A 20,532-nucleotide genomic window follows, 5' to 3' on the forward strand; every position below is an offset into this window, starting at 1 on the left:
TGGTCAAAACCGTTTATTTTGACCTAATTTAGTACCCGTTAAGACCGCAAGAAAGCGATTGTCACTGGCTGTCACTTCTAACTTATTTGGCTACTGGTGCATTTGCGGATATACATATAGAGTTTTTTTGATTTGCAATTACGAATAAGGTTTGAGATAATTATCTTTATCAAAACCTACCTCTAACTATGAAAAAAATTGCTTGGATTATTGGCCTTATTTTAATCGTTGTATTAACTGGACTTTTTTGGTACAAGTACCTTTTTGTTTTTGGAGAGGGAGTCAAAGCAGGTAGCTTAAATTACTTTGTGAAAAAAGGAGTAATTTTTAAAACCTATGAGGGAAGGGTCGTACAAGAGGGGTTCCAAAGCCCTACTGCAGGAGGATTGCAAAGCAACGAATTTAGATTTAGTGTAGTTGATGCTTCTGTGGCAGAAGAATTAGAACGATCTTCCGGAAAACATGTCGAGCTTCGTTACAAAGAATATAATGGCATTTTGCCATGGAGAGGAACCAGCAAGTTTGTAGTGACAGAGGTTTTAACTATAAAAGATGGAGGCAAAACCGATTCCTCGGCTTTGCCTTATGATCAATAATTACTTCCTGGTCCAGTAGTCTAATACCATGACTTTGTCAAGATGTGGACCTAGAATCTCTCCAAAAGCTTTATGCGATGGATGGGGAAGATAAGCATCACGTGCCGCATCTGAGTAAAAAGTCAGTGTAAATGCATGCGTTAAACCCTGATTGATTCCCTCTGGACTGGAATTAACACCCCATTCAAAGGACTCGATTCCATCGATTTCGTTTTGTAGGTTTCTAAAAGCATCAACTACAGATTGTATTTCAGCCTCCGAAGAAGATTCTTTGAAACTAAAATAAACCACATGTCTAAGTACTGAATCTGGTTGGTTAGGAATTGGCATCTCTTGAATTATGGTTTCGGTGATTTCCTTATTTTCTTTCTCCGCACAGGAAAAAGCGAAAAGAATTGGGATAAGAAGCAGGATTTTTTTCATTTCGTTTTTATTTTGAATGTAGCATTATTTCTAAACTTTATTAAATCCCTATATAGATGAAAGTGGCTTTTTTCAGTGCTAAATCATATGACAAGTCAAGTTTTGATCAATTAAAACCAAATTTCGGACATCAATTCAGCTATTTTGAAGCAAAGCTTGATCAAGACACAGTCTATCTGGCCCATGGCTACGATGCTATCTGCACATTTGTAAATGACCATTTGGATGAAAAAGTACTTAAGAAATTATCAGAACTTAAAGTGAAAAACGTGGTCCTAAGATGCGCGGGATATAATCAAGTAGACCTAAAATATGCCGAAAGTCTAGGAATTCGAATTTGCAGAGTTCCTGCATATAGTCCTGAAGCAGTTGCGGAGCATGCATTAGCACTTTTAATGACAGTGGTAAGAAAAACACATAAGGCCTATAATCGGGTACGCGAAAATAATTTTTCATTAGAGGGACTTATCGGAATTAATATTTACAAACAAACAGTAGGAGTCATCGGAACAGGTGCTATTGGAAGCACTTTTTGCAAAATAATGCTGGGGATGGGTTGCCGGGTTTTAGCTGTAGATCAATATGAAAATGAAGACATAAAAAAACTAGGAGTCACCTATGTCAACTTGGATGAACTTTTTGATCAGAGCACAATTATTTCTTTGCATTGTCCTTTAACCCCGGAGACCAAACACTTAATCAACTCGAAGAGACTTGAGCAAATGCAAACAGGTATAGCAATCATCAATACCAGCCGTGGTGGATTGATCGAAACCAAGGCTGTAATCAGAGCCTTAAAAAAGAAAAAGGTTGGCTATTTAGGAATTGATGTTTACGAACAGGAGGAAGATTTATTCTTCCAGGATTTATCTGAGGAAATTCTTCAAGATGAGGATATCGCTAGATTAATGACTTTCCCAAATGTTTTGATCACAGGTCATCAGGCTTTTTTGACAAGAGAGGCACTCCATCAAATTGCGCTGACAACACTAACTAATTTGAACGAGCTGGAGTCAGGAATGCCACTTACCAACGAAGTCATTTTTCAAAAATCATAAAAAAATGCCTGCAAATCATAGATCTGCAGGCATCGGATAAAGTATATTTTTCGGGTAAACCCGAGATAAATTACTTAGCTACCTTTACGTTAACCGCGTTAACGCCTTTTTTACCTTGAACTACGTCATAAGTAACACGATCGTTTTCACGGATTTCGTGTACAAGACCTGAGTGGTGTACGAATACATCTTCACTGTTGTCTGCTGGTGTGATAAAACCAAAACCTTTGGTTGTGTTAAAGAATTTTACTGTTCCTTCATTCATGATTACTAACTTTTAAAATTTGTTGTTTCTATTAAATTTTTGACTCGGATTAATTTCTTTTTTTGGTGGCTCTGGCTCTGGTGGTGTATCGGATATATTTCCAAACTGATCCACATAAGCCAGCATATCGTCTAGATCTCCACTTTTAGGGTTATCCTTTCGAGCTGCCATTTTCTCTTGTTTTTCTCTTTTCTTTCTTTTTTTAAGTTCTGCTTTCTGTTTTTTGATAAATGTGTTCTGATTTTTTGACATTTCGGCGATATTAATTGACAAATGTTATGGCCCTACCGGTTTTTCCGGCCCGACCTGTCCGGCCTATTCTGTGGATATAGCTATCCATAGACATTGGAAGCTGATAATTGATCACATGGGATACATCAGCGACGTCTATACCTCTTGCAGCCACATCAGTAGCTACAAGCACTCTAGTGGTTCCGTTCTTGAACTCTTCTATAGTCCGGTTCCGGAAATTCTGGGATTTATTACCGTGAATCAGACCGGATTTTACTCCTGTTTGATTTAATTTTTTTGCAATTCGATCAGCTAATCTTTTTGTTTCTGTGAAAATAATCACACGATCCAAAGATTGATTTTTGAATAATCCAGCCAAGACATCAAACTTATCCTTTCCTTCTGGCACACGGATAATTTCTTGATCCACATTTTCGCTGGTTGTACCACCAGTGTTCACTTTCACTTCAACGGGATCCTGCAATAAACCATCAATCAACTTTTTCTGTGTTGGTTCAAGCGTCGCTGAGAAAAGCATAGTCTGCTCACGTTTGGTCATTGCATTGACAAGCTTCTTCACATCGTGAACAAAACCCATATCAAGCATTCGATCAAACTCATCAAGAACCAATGTATTTATTCGATTAAGATGAAGCAACTTTCGGTCTGCCAAATCTAGAAGTCTACCGGGAGTACCTACAATAACATGAAGTCTTCTTCCTAATGCTTTAAAATCAGAATTAATATTCGTTCCTCCGATAAATGTATTGGAGTAAAGATTCATTCCTTTGGTAAGAGTTTTAAATTCCTCTTCAATCTGAAGAGCTAATTCCCTAGTAGGAGTCACGATCAAAGCTGTAAATCCCGATGGATCAGCTTTAGCATGCTCGATTATAGGAATTAAAAAAGCTCCCGTTTTTCCCGATCCTGTATTTGAAATTCCAAGAAGGTCTCTACCATCTAAAAGTGGTAAAATGGACTTCTCTTGGATATAGGTCATATTCTCGTAACCCTTTGCTTGAATATTTTTCAGCAAAATGCTATTAAGGTTCAATCCGGTAAAAGGAGTTACTGATTGGAATCCTTCCTGACCACTCGGTTGAGCTTTTTTCACAAGAAGATTGGGATCAAGTGTAGATTCTTTCTTCTTCTGAGCCGGTCTTCCGGCTGGCCTAGAATTTCTATTCTGGGCAGCTGGCTTGGCATTTCTTTTTAAATTATTCATAAACTAGGCTTTTACAGGCTCTAGCTTAGGCATATTCCCCAAAACATAAAGCATTTTAAAATGGTCAAGAACAGCCGATAAAAAATGAGGCTTTGAGTGGTATGGTATGTTAAATTCCTCTGCGGTTGCCTTTACTATAGGAGCGATCTCCCGGTAGTGTACGTGACAAATGTCTGGAAATAAATGATGCTCCACTTGGTAATTCAGACCTCCAATAAACCAAAATAAGAATCGATTATTAGGAGCAAAATTACAGGTCGTAGCTAACTGGTGAAGGATTCTCTCCCCCTCTACAATTCCCTCAGAATCGGGAAGTGGGAATTCAACATCCTCAACAATGTGTGCAATTTGGAACACCATAGTAATTGTGAAACCAGTTACAAAGTGCATTAAAACATATCCTAAGAGTAGCATTCCGACTGAGAATGGTGCGAAAATCAACGGCAAACCTAGAATGATACTAAAGTACCCAAGTTTCCAAGCTATCAGTTTCCATACAGCATTTCTATAAGCATTTTTCCCTTTCATTAAACCCTTTTTATAGTACCGTTTTAATCGGATAAAATCCTTAACGGTAACCCAAGAGAGTGTAGAAAGAGAGTAGAAAAACCAAGCATATAAATGCTGATATTTATGCAAGCTATTTTGAGGAGCATTAGGAGAAAATCTCAAAAAGAAAGGAGCATTGATATCATCGTCATGCTCATCAATATTAGTATAGCTATGATGAAGTACATTATGTTGCATTTTCCATACAATGGAACTTGCGCCAACCATATCCAAAGTATGACCTACCCATTTGTTAACTAGTGGGTTTTTAGAATACGAGCCATGATTGGCATCGTGCATAACACCCATACCTACGCCTGCCATACCAAATCCTGATAGCACAAAACAAGCGAACATTTGGAAAGTAGTGGAAGCAACCCCAGTTGTAATTAGAGCCAGAGGCACTAAATATAAGGAAACCAATATAACGGTCTTAACAACCATTGATGGTGTTGCAAATTTTGAGCGGCCTGTGGTCTTAAAATGACCATATACCCTCGATCTTAATGTTTGGGAGAATTCAGATAATTCTGATTCTGAGAACCTTACTGTTTTAATAGACTTTTAATTAATAGTGATAAACTCATGTTTCCCTAAGGAAGTAATCTGCAGGTTTTAATCTTCAGTATAAATAACTAAGATTAAAAAAGTAGAAAGAAGAAGAATTAAAACCTTTGCGGAGGGAAACTCTTGAATTTGCTACTTAAGCAGGTCGATAATCAACACATACCTTTATTTCAAGTAAAAAGGATTTATCATCAAACTGATACATTGCCTTTATGATACAAAGGTGATACATAGAATCCGTAAAACCTAATTCCTCATTGGAATATTAAATTATTTCACACTTAATCATTGATTGAATCTCCAATTTCCAATCAAATTAAAATGGATCATTTCCACCTTATTATAGCGTTGGTTCGGCTTTAATTGCTCTTTGCCTAAAGCCTCTTTATTCATAACAATTAAATGGAAATCCAGCCCCTTAATATTTTCAGGTTTATACTTTAATCCCAGATTGATTTGCCTATAGGATGGGAAATTATACTTATTTGCAATTGCATAATCTAAATCCGGTAGCCAATGAAAACCTACATTCAAATAGGCAATTAGCCTTTGGTTTATAAATTGGCGTTCGATGTATCCTGTAACTGCATCCAGACTTTGATAGCCCTCATTTCGTTCCCTTGGTATAAAAGTATACCACGCATCTTTTCCCCATTCTCTAGGGCTTAACCATCGACCATCTCCACCCACTCTGGTGTAGCTAAGGTGACTTGTCCATAGCCCCTTTTTCCAGCCAAATCTTCCTGAGATAGCCCAATTCTTATCCTTTGGATTTTTATAGGCAAGTGCTAAGTCTGGGTTTCCACCATCTCCAATCCCGATTTGATATCCTGCCTGAATACCAGTAATCCACGTCACATTTTTCTTTTCAAAATTTCTATCTGCGGAAACCCAAGCCGTATTTGACACATTTTCCACCAGGGTATTTGAAAAAGAAGCTGAAAGGATCTTCCATTTCCTTGATAATTCAAAAATCCCGATCCAATCACTATCTGTATTTCCAAAATAAGCTGCAGGCTTTCCATTGATATCTCTGCCTACTGGCAAAATCCCCATCGATTCACCTACTCCAAACCATTCACTACTCCCACGAATACTTATTCTAGAAATAGCCCAAACATCAAACTTCCAATCATCTGAAGTAGAAAACCAAGTATGAAGTCCCTCAATTGCTGTTGGAGAAAGTCTTCCATCCTGGGCATTAATCCAAGATGAGTTGATTCCCATTCTACCAAGGGAGGCCCCCCAATTACTTCTCTGATAAGAAATAGAAAGTGTTTCTAACTTCCCGAAGAATTTATCCCTAGGGTTTAATAAGTCAAATAAACCTGCTTCATATCGGTTTGGCTGACCTGTCAGTGGATCAGGTGAGGCCAAATCTGAACTCCATAGATTGGCAAAAACACGATAACCTACCTGAAACTCAAATTTTTGAACCCGTGCTTTTGCTCCAAGATTCAAACTTGACCCCAATGCGAAATCATTTTTGAAATCGCTTGGGTAGTTGGTACTCATCCAAAATGTCCTAAAATGCAGATCGGGAGACAGAATTATGCCTTTTTCTTCTTGCTGGGCAAACCCGAAAAGTGGCAAGAAAACTAAAAGCAAAACGTTAATACGAAACATTATTTACCGGCCTTTGCTGCCTGTATGGGTTGAAATGGTCCGAATTTGTGTTGTGATTCAGGGAAACTGTCAGAATAAGGCCCAAATGGGTGATCCATTGGTTTTTTAGAAATATCCGGCCAATCACCTGTGAGATCCTTGGATGGACGATCCAAACTATTTACGTATGCCGCTACATCCCAAGCTTCTTCATCAGAAAGCATTGGCCTTTCATAAGTAGCTCCAAAAGGCATATTTGCCTTCACATATCCTGCAAACCTAGACATTCGGAATAAGCCTGCCCCTTGATTGTAACTATTAGCGCCCCAAAGCGGTGGATAAGTATAACCACTACCATCTGATTTAGGAACACCTAGACCATCTTCCATATGACATGATTGACATTGTCGGACATAGATACTTTTGCCTTTAATAGGATCAGCAGCTCTATCTAAAAGTGGAACCTCATATATTCCTACTCCTTTTGGCTTTTCTCCTTTCTGCACATCTTTACCCAGCCACTCCATATACGCAACCATAGCTATCATTTCTTTACTCGAAACAGCCAAGCCCTCCCCATTCAAGCTACGTTCGAAACAATCGTTGATCCGCTTTGGAATATCTTCCATTTTGCCTGACCTCCCCCTTACCTTTGGATAGGTAGAGGATACTGCGGAATAATTATTTCCTAAAGGCACTGTTCCTGCTTGAAGATGGCAGTTTTGGCAATTCATCCCATTTGATATCTTCCTTACTTTACCGTTTGGACCAAGGTATTCTGCTGTATTAGCTATTAACTCTTTTCCGTATTTGATAGATTCAGCATTGGGTTCCTCGTCTACTTTTGACCAATCTGGAGCCTGCCACATCCCTACCGGATCCATTAGCGGGATTATCTTTGGCAACTCTACCTTCGTAACTTCGGCTAATTCAATTTTTTCTTCTTCTAGAGGGCTAAAACCAGAATATGCGAGGTAAATCGCTAACCCAATCACACCTACTAAAACAGACGCAAGTGCCAAAAGTCCTACCATTAGGGTAATCAATTGAAGAAATGGTTTTCCTAGCTTATCCATATTATAATCTTTTTACAAAAATGCTAAATGAGTCAGTTATAAAGTTGTGACTCTTATCACATGATTTGGAAATTAGGGAAAAGCGATCTTTAATGCAATTTAGACCGCTGATTGAGCAAGAAAAACAGCTTTTTCAATCACTTTACCTAGAACGAATACCTGATTTTCATTCCTCCACAGTTCAATCTGAATCTCATCACCCAAAAGACATTCTGCTAAATAATTGATAGACATGTTATTGGGGCCTAATCCAAAACTCCTCAACACGTCCTCAACCCATCTGATGTAGCTTGTATTGTTCACATGATTATTCAAATCCAAATCTGAATATCTGACTTTCTTCCGTTCTTCAAATTCCAATTTCCCACTAAGTCGAATCCGGTCCGGCTGCCAGTTAGGCTTTAATTTTGGATCAAAAAGCGCTTCCGGCAAGACCGAATCTGGTCGATGAAGCTTCTTGGTCTCAGTATTCAAAAGCACCCAAGATGACATTGCCTCTGCAATCACTTTTCCCTTAAGATCGGTCACTAAAAATTCTCGGAAAGCAAAAAGCTTATCAACTCCCCTACCAGCGGTAAATACCCGAATAGATTCCCCCCACGTCGGGAGATGAGTTGCTTTGATATCAAATCTAGAAAGAACCCAACTGAGGTTTTCAACCATAAGGTTTCGGCCGAAATCGGCAGAGTCCGCATGTCTCCAAGCTACTTCCTGAAAGAAGTCTGCCAATGAATTCAATCGTAGCTTTCCGTCCGGATGCACCTGATATGACCCCACCTCAAATTCTTTGCTGTACTGAAAAGAGTTCTGATCAGACATATAATTAAGATTTGATTGGGGCAAGAAACACGTGTTTTCTTATTGAGGAAAGGATAAATATTCCAATACCATTTAACGCGATTATCATGAATGAAACTTTCAAATCAAATAAATCGGCAATGAACCCGATTAATGGAGGTCCAATTAGGAAACCAAAAAAGGAAATTGTAGACACCATTGCCAAAGCTACACTTGGAGAATAAAGTTTAGATCGACCTGCAATACTGTATGAAACCGGAATCAATGAAGCTACCCCAAATCCTACAAAAAGAAATCCAATGGTTGCTGCAATCACGGTCGGCCAAATCACTGAAATCAATAAGCCAAGCGTAATCATTAATCCACTGGTTTGAATCACATGTACTTTACCAAAACGTAGCACAACTTTATCTGTCAAAAATCTTCCAGAAGCCATCGAACCCATAAACGCCACGTAGCCCAAAGCAATCAAAGATGGATCAGCTTGAACGACTTTCTTGAAAAAAACTCCACTCCAATCAAACATGCAGCCCTCCGCCATCATGGCCAAAAAAGCAATCAGAGAGATTCTAAGTAATAAGTCATCCGGCTTTTTCAACACCAATCCTCCACCTTCTGAGACTTTTTGTTCTTTTACAATAAAGCGTTGAGCAGCAAAAATGATTAGGAATGAAATACACATTACAGTCAAATAATGGAATGTAGGAGAAACTCCCAGAAAAATCATGCCTGCACCTATACCTGCACCTGTAAACCCAGCCATAGACCAAAGCCCATGAAACGATGCAAGAATACTTTTACCCATCTGATCCTCCAGGTTTAAGGCTTGAGTATTTAGTGAAATATTCATGATATTACCCAGCATTCCGTAGAGAATTAAAACTAAAACAATTACCCAAGTGGTCGGACTTAATGCGATCAAAGGAAGAGTAATTGCATAGGCAAAGCTCCCAATCATTATCACTCTCCGGCTCCCATATTGATGAACCGACCAGCCCGCTATTGGCAGACCGATTACCGAACCTAAGGGTAAAAAAAGTAGCAGGGTACCCAATTGCCCTTCTGAAAGTTGGAATTTAGCTTGGACATCAGGAATTCGTGCCGCCCAACTTGAAAAACAAAGGCCAACAAAAAAAAACATGCTTCCCAGCGCAATTCTTCTTTTGGAAAGTGGATTCATAAAGCTTAATAGGTCTAAAGGCACTCAAAAGTAAAGAAGAATAAGACAAAATCCCGAATCACTTTTAATGAGTTCCAGGAAACTATTTCAGATAATATGGGTTTTGTCTGAAAAATAATGTGATGGAATTTGTAATAGTAGGAGTTATCATTGCCTCGATAATTTTGTTGATCCGATTTATAATCAAAAAAGTATTTAACTAAAAAAGCCACTTTCCGATTTAGAAAGTGGCTTTTTTAGTTATTTAAATTCCTTAATTTGGCAATTTATCCGCAAATCGACCATATACCCAAGTACCAGCAATAGCTGACAATAGTGTAATAATAATGATTGTGAAACCGCTTCCAATCTGTGCAAACAGTGGTCCGGGGCAAGCTCCAGTCAATGCCCAGCCCAGTCCGAAGATAAATCCACCATAAATCTGACCTTTTCGAAATTCTTTGGTAGGTATATTGATCTTCTCACCTGAGATCGACTTGATCCCAAGTCTTTTGATTAGTTGAATCGAAATGATTCCAGTTACAATTGCTGATCCAATCACTCCATACATATGAAATGAAGTCAAACGGAACATTTCCTGAATTCTAAACCAAGAGATAATTTCTGCTTTCACAAAAACAATCCCAAATAGAATACCTAAAATCAAATATTTAACCAGCGCTAAACCCTTTTCTCCGGAAGCTTGTGTATTTGGCGCATCACATACAAATCCTTCTGCCTTTTTTTCTATTACTTTCATCTTTATAAATTTAGAATCCAACCAATTTCATCAACGGCTCCATGATGACATGAGTCATCAGAAATCCACCAATCATAAAAAATATTGTAGCCACTAAAGAAGGCCATTGAAGGGAACTGATTCCCATTATCGCATGGCCTGAAGTACATCCTCCGGCATACCTTGTTCCAAAACCAACCAAAAACCCTCCAATTACGAAGAATAATAAGCCTTTAGCAGTAAATAAATTTTCCCAAGAAAAGATGTCTGATGGCATCAAACCTGAAAAATCAGTAATTCCCAAAGCAGCAAGCTCTTGTTGTGTTTCTGCTGCAATCACAATCTCATTCGGATTGGAAATAAAAGTAGTGGCGATAAAGCCTCCTATTAGTATCCCCAAGACAAAAACGAGATTCCAAGTTTCCTTTTTCCAGTTATAATTGAAAAAAGGAATTCCAGAGGGTACACAAATCGCACAGACATGTCGAAGCGAGGAGGAAATCCCAAAGGTTTTATTTCCTAATATCAATAACGCTGGCACAGTCAGTCCAATCATGGGACCAGCCACATACCAAGGCCAAGGCTGAGACAGCCATTCAATAAATTGATTCATATTATATTTTGTTTTTAGTTTTTCTTAAAATCTGTAATCCAAAATCAAATTTAAATTTGTCATATTCACCCGATTTATAACATATTCAAGTGGAATTTCTCTGTCTGAATCTTCTTTTTTGTGAGCTATTAGTAGCTGTAAATCAAGTCCTTTGAAGAATCCACTGAATCTATAATCGATCAAACCAGTGAAGTGATAAAAATTTGGCAGGCCATATTTATTCAATTCAATATTTTCAATATCAGGAGTTTGTACGTGACTTGCTCCAAGTGACACCTTTAGTTTGTCATGGATGAAGGTTTGATCAAATAGAACCCCTAGTGCATGTACCCCTCCCAATCCTTCAAATCGCTCTCGCTGCATGCTTACAAAGAACTTCTCCCTCCCCCATTCACGGGGGAAAAGAAACCTACCACTGTCTGAAATCCCGAGGTAATTGAAAGTTAACTCTGAATGTCCAAAATGAATTCCACTTCGAAGTCCGGCTCCATAGGTTTTTTCCCCAGGAAGAGTATATGCTTTTGCAGGATCTGGATTGCCACCGTCACCGACCGCAGACTGGTAAAACCCCTGAATCCCGTAGAGGAATCTATTTCCCTCAGAGATCGGTAGATTCCCGGTTATTTCTCCAAAAGAGGTAGCGAAAATCCCTTCAGCCAGGTAAGTCCAAGATTTCATTTGGATTTTTTCCTTATCGAATTCCAATCCAAATACCCCGATTCCTTTTGATTCAAGGTGATGATGATAATTTTCTTCTGAGCCTGTAGGGTTTCTTCCTGTCGGATAAAATCCAATTGATTCCTCCACTGAAAGCCATTCCAAAGAACCCCTGGAGATCAAATGTGTAAACCAAGCCCCTGTTAATCGCACTTTTCCAGGTCGATAATCCACAGATAGACCGCTAAATAGATTTGGGCGCATTCGATTATCCGATGCATTTAGAAGTGGACTTTCGAAGTGATGCCTCCCAAACCAGGTGGAGAATTTTTCTTTTTCATAAGAAACATAAAACTCCTCCAAGCGATCCATATCATGATGGTTTTCAGGATGGTGGACGTCAAACAAGGAAAGTTCATATCGATTACCAAGTCCGGTAGCTGGATCTTTAATGGTGAGATTGTGTTCAAAATGTCTAAAAACAAAGAACCCACTAAATCCGACCCCAAATCCTTTCCACCTCGGACTGAAATATCCCAGACCTGCACCAGAGCCCCAAGTAGAATAATCCAAAAGACCCGGTTGGTTTTCCGTGTGCATGTAAAAGGACCTCAGATGAAACTCGAAATGCCCAGTTTTCAATTTATCTCCAAACAACTTTTTGTCAGGATCATGCGCTGTAGTCTCTTCAGCTCCATGCTGCGCTATAGCCAATGGCGACCAATGAAGCCAAAGAAAGAGAAGTACAAAAATGCGAAATACACTAGTCATAATGATGTGACTTTAATCACACGTGAAATCTTTAAATTAAAAATGGCAAGTCAATTGACCTGCCATTTTGGGGTTTAAGCAACTTTTCTTATTCTATTATAGAAGCGTAGTTGGGCAAACGTAATCTGTAACTTTAAACTTCTCAGACTCTTTGATGGCTTTGAATCCACCGTCTACATCAATTAGATTATCATAACCTCTTGCTCTTAGGATGGAGTTAAAGATCATAGATCTATATCCCCCAGCACAATGCACATAATACGTTTTATCCTTATTTACTTTAAGCATACTATCATTGATATAATCCAGCGGAGCATTTTCGGCATCCACTACGTGCTCTGATAAGTATTCACTATTCTTTCTTACATCAAGAATGTTGATTTCAGGATTTTTCGCTTTCCTAGCAGCTAATTCTTCTGCAGTGATAGACTCAATTTGATCAATTTCATGACCTGACTTTTTCCAGGAATCAATTCCGCCTTCCAAATACCCGAGTGAATAATCATATCCTACTCTTGCAAGTCTTGTAATCACCTCTTCTTCGCGACCTTTTTCTGCGACAATTAAGATTTCTTGCTTCAAATCTGGAATCATAGCTCCCACCCATACTGCAAAGCTTCCGTCAATTCCGATGTTCACCGAATTTGGGATAAAGCCTTTTGCAAACTCTTGTGGCGCTCTAGTATCTAATATCAAAGCTCCCGTTTCATTGGCAGCTGCCTCAAATTCTGCAGGACTCAATGGTCTTACGCCTCTTTCCAAAACCTCATCAATGCTATCGTATCCTTCGATATTCATCATCACATTTTGTGGGAAGTAAGCAGGTGGAGGCGTTAAACCAGTTATAACTTCTTTGATGAATTGTTCTTTAGTCATTTCCTGAAGCGCATAATTGGTCTTCTTTTGATTTCCTAAAGTATCTGAAGTTTCCTTGCTCATGTTTTTACCGCAAGCTGAACCAGCTCCGTGCGCAGGATACACAATCAAATCATCCGGTAAAGGCATGATCTTATTTCTCAAAGAATCATATAAATACCCAGCTAATTTGTCCTGAGTAAGATCTGCAATGACTTTCTGTGCCAAATCAGGTCTTCCCACATCTCCTATAAACAAAGTATCCCCTGTGAAAATAGCTTCTGGCTTGCCTTCCTCATTGTAAAGCAAGAAACAAGAACTCTCCATCGTATGACCTGGAGTGTGAATTACTTTTATTTTAGCCTTACCAATCTTAAATTCCTGACCATCTTTAGCAACGATCGCATCAAAGCCCATTTTCATGTTTGTAGGACCGTAAACTATCGGTGCACCAGTCTTTGCAGATAAATCTTGATGCCCAGAGACGAAATCAGCATGAAAGTGAGTCTCAAATACATATTTGATCTTCGCATTTCTACGCTCTGCCTTTTCGATATAAGGCTGCACTTCTCTTAACGGATCGATTACAGCAGCTTCACCGTCTGACTCAATATAATAAGCTCCTTGAGCTAGACAACCAGTATAGATTTGTTCGATTTTCATATTATAAGTTGTTTATTTTCTTAAAGATTAATCAAAAATACAGGACACGAGTTCTTCAATAAATGACTTTTGTCACATTTGACTTATGACTTAGGCAGTATGCATCAAATTATTTTCGAGTGTTTTAATCAATTGATGAGTAGGAACTACTCCTGACTCCCTCCAAAGAATTTTTCCCTTGTGAAACAAAATTAAAGTAGGCACACCTCTTACTTGAAATTTACTGGCTGCAAGTTGATTTCTGTCAACATCGACTTTAACAATCTTTACTTTTTCTCCCATATGTTTGGAGGTATCTTCTAGAATGGGTTGCATCATTTTGCAAGGCCCACACCAGGTAGCAAAGAAATCCACCAATACAGGAGTATCACCATCTATTAGCTCTTGAAATGTTTTTGGTTGCGTGCTCATAGTTTCCAAATTTTATTTACAGAACAAAAGTACAAGGTAATTGAGTTCTGGTCAGTAATTTTTATCACATGAAATCGAGCAAGGAGAGAACATCATACAGGGATGAGTATCCGAAATGAGAGATTCCATGTGGCCTTAAAGAAAAATCATAATCATAGGAAAACACTCGAGATGCTATTGAAGAAGTTTTAAAAAGTATTAAAATCCCCTGACTTGGGAATTATTTTTTTATTTTCGCCCCTCTAATTCTTTATATAAATGCTCAATTTCAAGCAAATCAATAATGTCACTGGCTGGGTAGTCTTTGCTATAGCCACTCTGGTATATATCCTGACCGTAGAGCAAACAGCAAGTTTTTGGGATCCGGGAGAATTTATTGCTGTATCCTACAAGCTTCAAGTTCCCCATCCTCCAGGAGCTCCTTTCATGCTTTTGGTGTACCGGATGTTCAGCTTTTTGGCTATGGGAGATCCTCTCCAAGTGGCTTACTGGATGAATATTGGAAGTGCGGTTTTCTCAGGCTTCACAATTCTTTTTCTGTTTTGGTCCATCACCCTATTTGGAAAAAGACTTTTCAAAATTGAGGAAGGGCAGGAAAATAAAGGACAAACCATTGCTTTGATTGGCGCAGGATTGGTCGGATCACTTGTTTACACTTTCACAGATAGCTTTTGGTTTTCTGCAGTTGAAGCAGAAGTATATGCGATGTCTTCCTTTTTCACAGCCATTGTGATTTGGGCATTTTTAAAATGGGATGTGATCAAAGATCCTCGCGAAGAGAATAAATGGATGATTTTTATCGCCTACCTCGTTGGACTTTCTATTGGAGTTCACTTACTCAACTTGGTGACGCTTCCGGCTTTAGCATTGATTTATTATTTCAAAAAATATCAAAACCCAAGTATCAAAGGAGCTTTTATTGCCATGTTTCTAGGTGGAGTGGCTCTGATAATTATAAACAATCTGATCATTCCTGGGCTCCCAAGTTTGGCTGGATCAATGGAGATCTTCTTTGTAAATAGTCTGGGATTGCCATTCGGATCTGGAATAGTTGTATTTATAGCACTTTTTCTCGCTACTGTTTATTATGCTTACCGCTATTCTCGGAAAAAGGAATTGGCAATTCTCAATACCGCCCTACTTTCATTGATTTTTATCCTTATTGGATATTCTTCCTATGCCTTGATCGTAATCAGAGCAAATCAGGATCCTATCATCAATGAGAATGCACCAAAAGACATCGTTAGCTATGTATCCTATTTGAAGCGTGAACAATACGGTTACAGACCACTTTTGCATGGTCAATACTTTACTGCAAAACTTGTAGACCAAGTCGAAGGTGATCCTGTTTACATGAAAGGAAAGGACAAGTATGAAATCGTTGATTATAGCTTGGTAAACACCTATGATCCAACTAAGACTACGATTCTTCCTCGAGTTTATTCTACTCAAGAAAGCCACAAACGAATCTATCGTCAAAAATTAGGACTCAGAGAAGGCGAAGATCCTACTTTCGGTGACAACTTGTATTTCATGTTTTCACATCAGTTAGGCCACATGTACTGGCGCTATTTTTTGTGGAATTTCTCAGGAAGAGAATCGGATTTTTCAGATGCTCCCTGGATGGGAATCACTGATGCTATTTCAACTGATTATCCGGAATACATCACCGAAAACAAAGGGCACAACAATTACCTGATGCTTCCACTCTTACTTGGGATTGTTGGATTATTCTTTCAAGCCAAAGTGGATCCAAAATCTTTCTATGTGAACTTGATGCTATTCCTAATGATGGGAGTGGTCTTGGTACTTTATCTTAACTCTCCACCAGTGGAGCCGCGGGAGCGAGACTATATATATGTGGGTAGTTTCTATGCCTTTGCTATTTGGGTTGGGATGGGCGTCCTTGCGATTGCGCATTTAATTGCCAAAGCCAATAAGAATTTAGCAACGGCTGGAATCATTGCCACCTTACTCACACTTCCCATTGTCGGTCTTATGGCCGGTGAAAACTGGAATGATCATAATCGCAGAGGTCGCTATTTCTCTGTGGATTCAGCCCGAAATTTCTTAGCATCCTGTGCGCCAAATGCGATCCTGTTTACAGGAGGAGATAACGATACCTTCCCGCTTTGGTACGTACAGGAAGTTGAAGGTTTTAGAACAGACGTCAGAGTAATCGTGCTAAGCTACTTTGATACCGATTGGTATGTCGAGCAGATGACCAAACAGGCAGATGAATCTGCACCTTTACCATTTAGTCTAAGCCCAGAACGCTATCAGAAAGGCACCAATGATGTCTTGTATGTGACCGAAAGAGAAGGTCTGAACGCAATATCTGTAAAGGAATATCTTAAGCTTCTCGATGGAGGTTCGCCACTTTTGAAAATGGAAACCGGCGGAAAAAGTGTAGTGAATATGGTTCCTTCCCGTAATTTGATTCTTGAGGTAGATAGCGCCGCTGTAGCCAACCAAAATATCATTCCAGAGGAATTTATCGAATTGTTCGTTCCACAAATGAATCTCCAAGTCAAAGGACAATACGTCACCAAAGGCACCTTAATGCTAATTGACTTGATTACTTCTAATAACTGGGATCGACCAATCTACTTCAACAATACTTCACTGGCTACCATAGGAATCAATATAGATGAGCATGTGGTGATGGAAGGCTTGACTTACCGTCTTCTTCCGATCCGTAAACCTGAGTTTATTCGGGAAGAATTAGTCAATGCCGAATTGGCTTACAAGAACTTCAAAGAGAATTTTGCTTTCAGAGGAATGGATAATCCAGATGCCTATTTGGATGAGGAATACCGCCGCTTTGCCTCCAATCATCGAAGTGCATTGAATAGCATTGTCATTGCGCTTTTGGATCAGGACAAAATTGAAAAGGCAGCAGAGCTGCTGAATTATGGTCTCGAAGTAATGCCGAACGAGGCTATACCATATGACCTCTCCAGCGGACAGTCAGTTCCACTTTTCTTTGAAGTGGGAGAAGATGAAAAAGCCATGGATATTATTGATAAAGTCTCTAAGAAATCGCTGGATATGATTGAATTCTACCAGACTCAAAACAGAGATTATGATCGAGAAATGATGATTTCCATTGAAATGGTGAAGTATTTCATCCCTCTGCTTGAAGAGCGAGGCTATCAGGAAAAAGCACAAGAGCTTAAGTTGAGAATGAGCAGCCTACTCGGAGAAGAAGAATCCAGCGGAGGAAGCCTACTCGATCGGAGATAAGAAAATCAAAAACTAAAAAAAGCGAGCTCAAGGAATTGGGCTCGCTTTTTTTATAGAATTTCAATAAATGCTTTTATCCCTTATTTCTTCCCCAACACATAAAACAAATCCAATCCTTTCGCAGGATCCTCTACCACCAAGTAATCTTCGTGAGAAATATCCACCACACTTTTTCCTTGCTCTTTGTGGAGTTTGTTTCGATTCATTCGATTAAGGATTTCGTAGGGCATTCTTAGAATAAACGCTGGTAGTTTATGCTGCAGATCAAAAATATCGAAGCGCATAATCTTCTGAACCGACTTGCGGTTTGCCTCATGATAGTTCCAAACTTTCTCATTGCCCCCGATCCCATTAGCTTGGATGGTATCGAAAATTCCTGAAGCTAAATCAATCAATTCCTGGGGCTTGTATTCCCGCTCATGCCAAGGATTTCTTGAAAGTGTGTGGTTGATATTTGGAGTAGAAATAATTGCTTTTCCACCTGGCTTTAAAACTCGATAAATCTCCTGAAGAAAAAGCTTATCGTTTGGAATATGCTCAATTACCTGAAAACTTACCACCGTGTCAAAAGAATTGTCAGGTATCCCCTCAAAAGGAGGAATCACAGCCTGTCGAAAATCAACTTCAGGGAATCTCAAAGTCAAAGAATCGATCACTTCCTGGATTTTATCAAGTCCAAGATAGCTCTCCGCTAAGGGTAATAAAGTCTCCACTCCTCTTCCTTCTCCGCAACCTACTTCGAGTAGTTTGCCGGAAATCCAAGGCTTTGCTGCAATGTATGCTTTAAGCAATCGTTGATGAATTGGGTTGTCACTGACCAACTTGTCAGAGGCGATTTCCGTTGTATAGGTAGCCATTCAAAATTTTACTATTTTGGCAAAAGTAAGGTTAATTTTTAAAACCCGAGATCAACACCCAATGAAGCAATACACGATTAAGCACCTATTTTTTATAATTCTATTTCTAGGCTTGGGATTCCAAGCTTTCGCTCAAAAAAACTTATCGAATATCAATCAAGCCCTTCGATATTCCAGATACGCTAGACTTGGGCTGAAAATACTACCTATCAAAACTGCAGAGAATCAATTTAAGGTGCAGTTTGTGGTGGAGAAAATCGAAGATAATCAAGAGTTTAACACCTTTAGTTTCACTTACGCATTGTTAAATTCCTACACTGAAGAAATTCTAAGTGATCAAACAAGTATTCTAACTTCTGAGGACTTGACAATCGACACAGACAGGCATTGGGTATTCGAGAAAGAATTCAATCTGGAACAAGGTGATCAAAATGCGATTCTTTTATTTACCGGATTGGATACCAGACAAGGTGATGAATACCACTATCATATTGATTTGAAAAGTGCTTTTGTTTTTGATCATCCTAATTTCGGAGCATTTTATGCCAATAATGTAGGATTCGATCAAACCTACCTCAACACTGGTTCATCACTCCTATTTAAATCAGCTGGAGGACCAAATCTTCATTCATTCTATTATCCTATGGAATTTGAAGTTCCATACCCTCCCATGGAAACCAAGCCTGCCGCTGTGCCGAGGGAACTTCAGGTGATTGATGAGGGAGACTTTCTGGAAAATGTGCCTAAATCACTCGATAAGATAGGCTACTACTTTATCCAAAGTGATACATCCAAAGCTGCAGGGCTATTGCTAAAAACAACGCATGAGGCTTTTCCAAAAGTGAAAGATTGGGAAGAGATGGTTCAAATGGTAACCTACATATCCACACGAAAAGAGCACGAGGCACTTCTTTTGGCTACTGATAAAAAGAAAGCCCTTGATGAATACTGGATCAATCTGACCCGCAACCCCAATACTGCAAAAGATCTGATTCGAGAGTATTTCCGACAAATCGAGTTCGCAAATTTACTTTTTACAGACTTCAAAGAAGGCTGGAAAACCGATAAGGGAATGGTCTTTATCGTAATGGGCGCCCCTCAAGAAGTCAATTTCGGATTGGACAGGGAAGTCTGGACTTATGGGGGAATGAATGAGAGTTCGAAAATTCGCTTTACCTTTGCCCGGGTTAAGAACATTCTCAGCCCACATTACTACACGTTGAACCGATCAAGGGCCTACCAGCCAGTTTGGTTCAAGAACATATCCCTATGGAGAAGCGGAAAGATGGCTTTCTAATTGAAAAAGGAGCCCACGAAAAGGATTTTATCTTTGGAACAAGAGCTGTCATGGAGTCGATCCAGGCAGGCAAAGACATTGATAAAGTTCTGGTACAAAAAGAACTCAACAATGATCTGATCAAGGAATTGCTTCAGCTTTGCAAAGCTGAAAAAATCCCTGTTGTTCGTGTCCCAGATGCGAAGCTCAACCGGATTACTCGGAAGAATCACCAAGGAGTGGTTGCTCAGATGTCTGCAATAGAATATGCTTCACTCGACCATGTGATCGAAAGCTGTTTTGCGGTAGGAAAGTCGCCACTGATCCTTATTTTGGACAGGATTACGGATGTAAGAAACTTTGGAGCAATCGCAAGAACTGCTGAATGTGCTGGAGTAGATGCCATCGTGATTCCTGAAAAAGGAAGTGCACAGATCAATGCTGATGCCCTTAAGACCTCCGCCGGAGCCCTTAATCATCTTCCCATCGCAAGAGTTAAAAACCTTTTTTACACTTGTAGAGACCTACAGAAGTCGGGGTTGTTATTAATTGCGATCACCGAAAAAACCGAAAAATCCATGTATGAAGCTGACTTTTCTGTACCGGTTGCAATGGTGATGGGTTCGGAAGAAGATGGTATCTCCCAGGACCTTTTGGGAATCATGGATGATAAAGTAAAAATTCCAATGGCTGGACACATCGAAAGCTTGAATGTGTCAGTTTCTGCAGGAGTAGCGATTTATGAAGCGATTCGACAACGCAAAAATTAAATTATAAGAGAGTGTTCAGTTAAGTGTGTCTGCTAATTTTACAAATAGATGACAAAGAAACGAACACTTGAAGAATTATTTAGTGATCCTCAGACGAGTGATCGGCTGAAAGAGCGGCTTTA

20 protein-coding genes are annotated in these 20,532 nt (G+C 39.3%); 5 read left to right on the plus strand and 15 right to left on the minus strand.

The genetic code is table 11. The annotated features are described in order from the left end of the window. The first annotated feature begins 188 nt into the window (after positions 1-188). Entirely contained in the window at positions 189-596 is a 408-nt protein-coding gene (locus P8O16_RS12035) for a hypothetical protein (RefSeq protein ID WP_300315129.1), read from the plus strand. On the opposite strand, the gene P8O16_RS12040 is transcribed toward P8O16_RS12035, so the two are convergent. Continuing rightward, entirely contained in the window at positions 597-1,019 is a 423-nt protein-coding gene (locus P8O16_RS12040) for a Dabb family protein (protein ID WP_300315132.1), read from the minus strand. A gap of 56 nt (positions 1,020-1,075) precedes the next feature. Here P8O16_RS12040 and P8O16_RS12045 point away from each other — a divergent pair, with 56 nt between their 5' ends. Further along, entirely contained in the window at positions 1,076-2,077 is a 1,002-nt protein-coding gene (locus tag P8O16_RS12045) for a 2-hydroxyacid dehydrogenase (RefSeq protein WP_300315135.1), read from the plus strand. A 70-nt stretch (positions 2,078-2,147) separates the two neighbouring features. On the opposite strand, the gene P8O16_RS12050 is transcribed toward P8O16_RS12045, so the two are convergent. The 13 genes from P8O16_RS12050 to trxA form a co-directional block, all read right to left on the minus strand. After that, entirely contained in the window at positions 2,148-2,342 is a 195-nt protein-coding gene (locus tag P8O16_RS12050) for a cold-shock protein (RefSeq protein WP_075349502.1), read from the minus strand. A gap of 12 nt (positions 2,343-2,354) precedes the next feature. Then, entirely contained in the window at positions 2,355-2,594 is a 240-nt protein-coding gene (locus P8O16_RS12055) for a cold-shock protein (protein ID WP_075349503.1), read from the minus strand. Positions 2,595-2,604: 10 nt separating this feature from the next. After that, positions 2,605-3,798 (minus strand): DEAD/DEAH box helicase, encoded by a 1,194-nt coding sequence (locus tag P8O16_RS12060; protein ID WP_300315142.1) that lies wholly within the window; start codon positions 3,796-3,798, stop codon positions 2,605-2,607. Between the two features lie 3 nt (positions 3,799-3,801). After that, on the minus strand, positions 3,802-4,791 hold the full coding sequence (locus P8O16_RS12065) for an acyl-CoA desaturase (protein WP_300315145.1): 990 nt from the start codon (positions 4,789-4,791) through the stop codon (positions 3,802-3,804). Between the two features lie 408 nt (positions 4,792-5,199). After that, on the minus strand, positions 5,200-6,540 hold the full coding sequence (locus tag P8O16_RS12070) for a hypothetical protein (RefSeq protein ID WP_300315147.1): 1,341 nt from the start codon (positions 6,538-6,540) through the stop codon (positions 5,200-5,202). Then, entirely contained in the window at positions 6,540-7,595 is a 1,056-nt protein-coding gene (locus P8O16_RS12075; protein ID WP_300315150.1) for a c-type cytochrome, read from the minus strand. The genes P8O16_RS12070 and P8O16_RS12075 overlap by 1 nt, the downstream gene beginning before the upstream one ends. A gap of 99 nt (positions 7,596-7,694) precedes the next feature. Continuing rightward, complete coding sequence (locus P8O16_RS12080; protein WP_300315153.1) at positions 7,695-8,414, minus strand: acyl-ACP thioesterase domain-containing protein; 720 nt, start codon at positions 8,412-8,414, stop codon at positions 7,695-7,697. A gap of 4 nt (positions 8,415-8,418) precedes the next feature. Next, complete coding sequence (locus P8O16_RS12085) at positions 8,419-9,573, minus strand: MFS transporter (protein ID WP_300315155.1); 1,155 nt, start codon at positions 9,571-9,573, stop codon at positions 8,419-8,421. A gap of 253 nt (positions 9,574-9,826) precedes the next feature. Further along, complete coding sequence (locus P8O16_RS12090; RefSeq protein ID WP_300315158.1) at positions 9,827-10,312, minus strand: DUF6691 family protein; 486 nt, start codon at positions 10,310-10,312, stop codon at positions 9,827-9,829. A gap of 10 nt (positions 10,313-10,322) precedes the next feature. Further along, entirely contained in the window at positions 10,323-10,904 is a 582-nt protein-coding gene (locus P8O16_RS12095; protein ID WP_300315161.1) for a YeeE/YedE thiosulfate transporter family protein, read from the minus strand. Between the two features lie 24 nt (positions 10,905-10,928). Continuing rightward, a complete protein-coding gene (locus tag P8O16_RS12100; RefSeq protein ID WP_300315164.1) occupies positions 10,929-12,332 on the minus strand; it encodes a hypothetical protein in 1,404 nt (467 codons plus the stop codon). A 96-nt stretch (positions 12,333-12,428) separates the two neighbouring features. Beyond that, positions 12,429-13,850, minus strand: a complete 1,422-nt coding sequence (locus tag P8O16_RS12105; RefSeq protein WP_300315167.1) for an MBL fold metallo-hydrolase — start codon at positions 13,848-13,850, stop codon at positions 12,429-12,431. Positions 13,851-13,940: 90 nt separating this feature from the next. Then, on the minus strand, positions 13,941-14,261 hold the full coding sequence (trxA, locus tag P8O16_RS12110; RefSeq protein ID WP_300315171.1) for a thioredoxin: 321 nt from the start codon (positions 14,259-14,261) through the stop codon (positions 13,941-13,943). Positions 14,262-14,519: 258 nt separating this feature from the next. Between trxA and P8O16_RS12115 the strand changes: the two genes are divergently transcribed. Further along, complete coding sequence (locus P8O16_RS12115; RefSeq protein ID WP_300315174.1) at positions 14,520-17,507, plus strand: DUF2723 domain-containing protein; 2,988 nt, start codon at positions 14,520-14,522, stop codon at positions 17,505-17,507. Between the two features lie 80 nt (positions 17,508-17,587). Here P8O16_RS12115 and P8O16_RS12120 read toward each other — a convergent pair whose 3' ends face one another. After that, entirely contained in the window at positions 17,588-18,364 is a 777-nt protein-coding gene (locus P8O16_RS12120; RefSeq protein WP_300315176.1) for a bifunctional 2-polyprenyl-6-hydroxyphenol methylase/3-demethylubiquinol 3-O-methyltransferase UbiG, read from the minus strand. A 61-nt stretch (positions 18,365-18,425) separates the two neighbouring features. Here P8O16_RS12120 and P8O16_RS12125 point away from each other — a divergent pair, with 61 nt between their 5' ends. Together P8O16_RS12125 and rlmB are read left to right on the plus strand one after the other, a co-directional pair. Beyond that, positions 18,426-19,661 (plus strand): GWxTD domain-containing protein, encoded by a 1,236-nt coding sequence (locus P8O16_RS12125; protein WP_300315178.1) that lies wholly within the window; start codon positions 18,426-18,428, stop codon positions 19,659-19,661. Then, a complete protein-coding gene (gene rlmB, locus P8O16_RS12130; RefSeq protein ID WP_075349517.1) occupies positions 19,634-20,410 on the plus strand; it encodes a 23S rRNA (guanosine(2251)-2'-O)-methyltransferase RlmB in 777 nt (258 codons plus the stop codon). The genes P8O16_RS12125 and rlmB overlap by 28 nt, the downstream gene beginning before the upstream one ends. Positions 20,411-20,532: the final 122 nt, after the last annotated feature.

Origin of the sequence: Algoriphagus sp., from assembly GCF_029254265.1 — a bacterium.
Classification (GTDB): domain Bacteria; phylum Bacteroidota; class Bacteroidia; order Cytophagales; family Cyclobacteriaceae; genus Algoriphagus.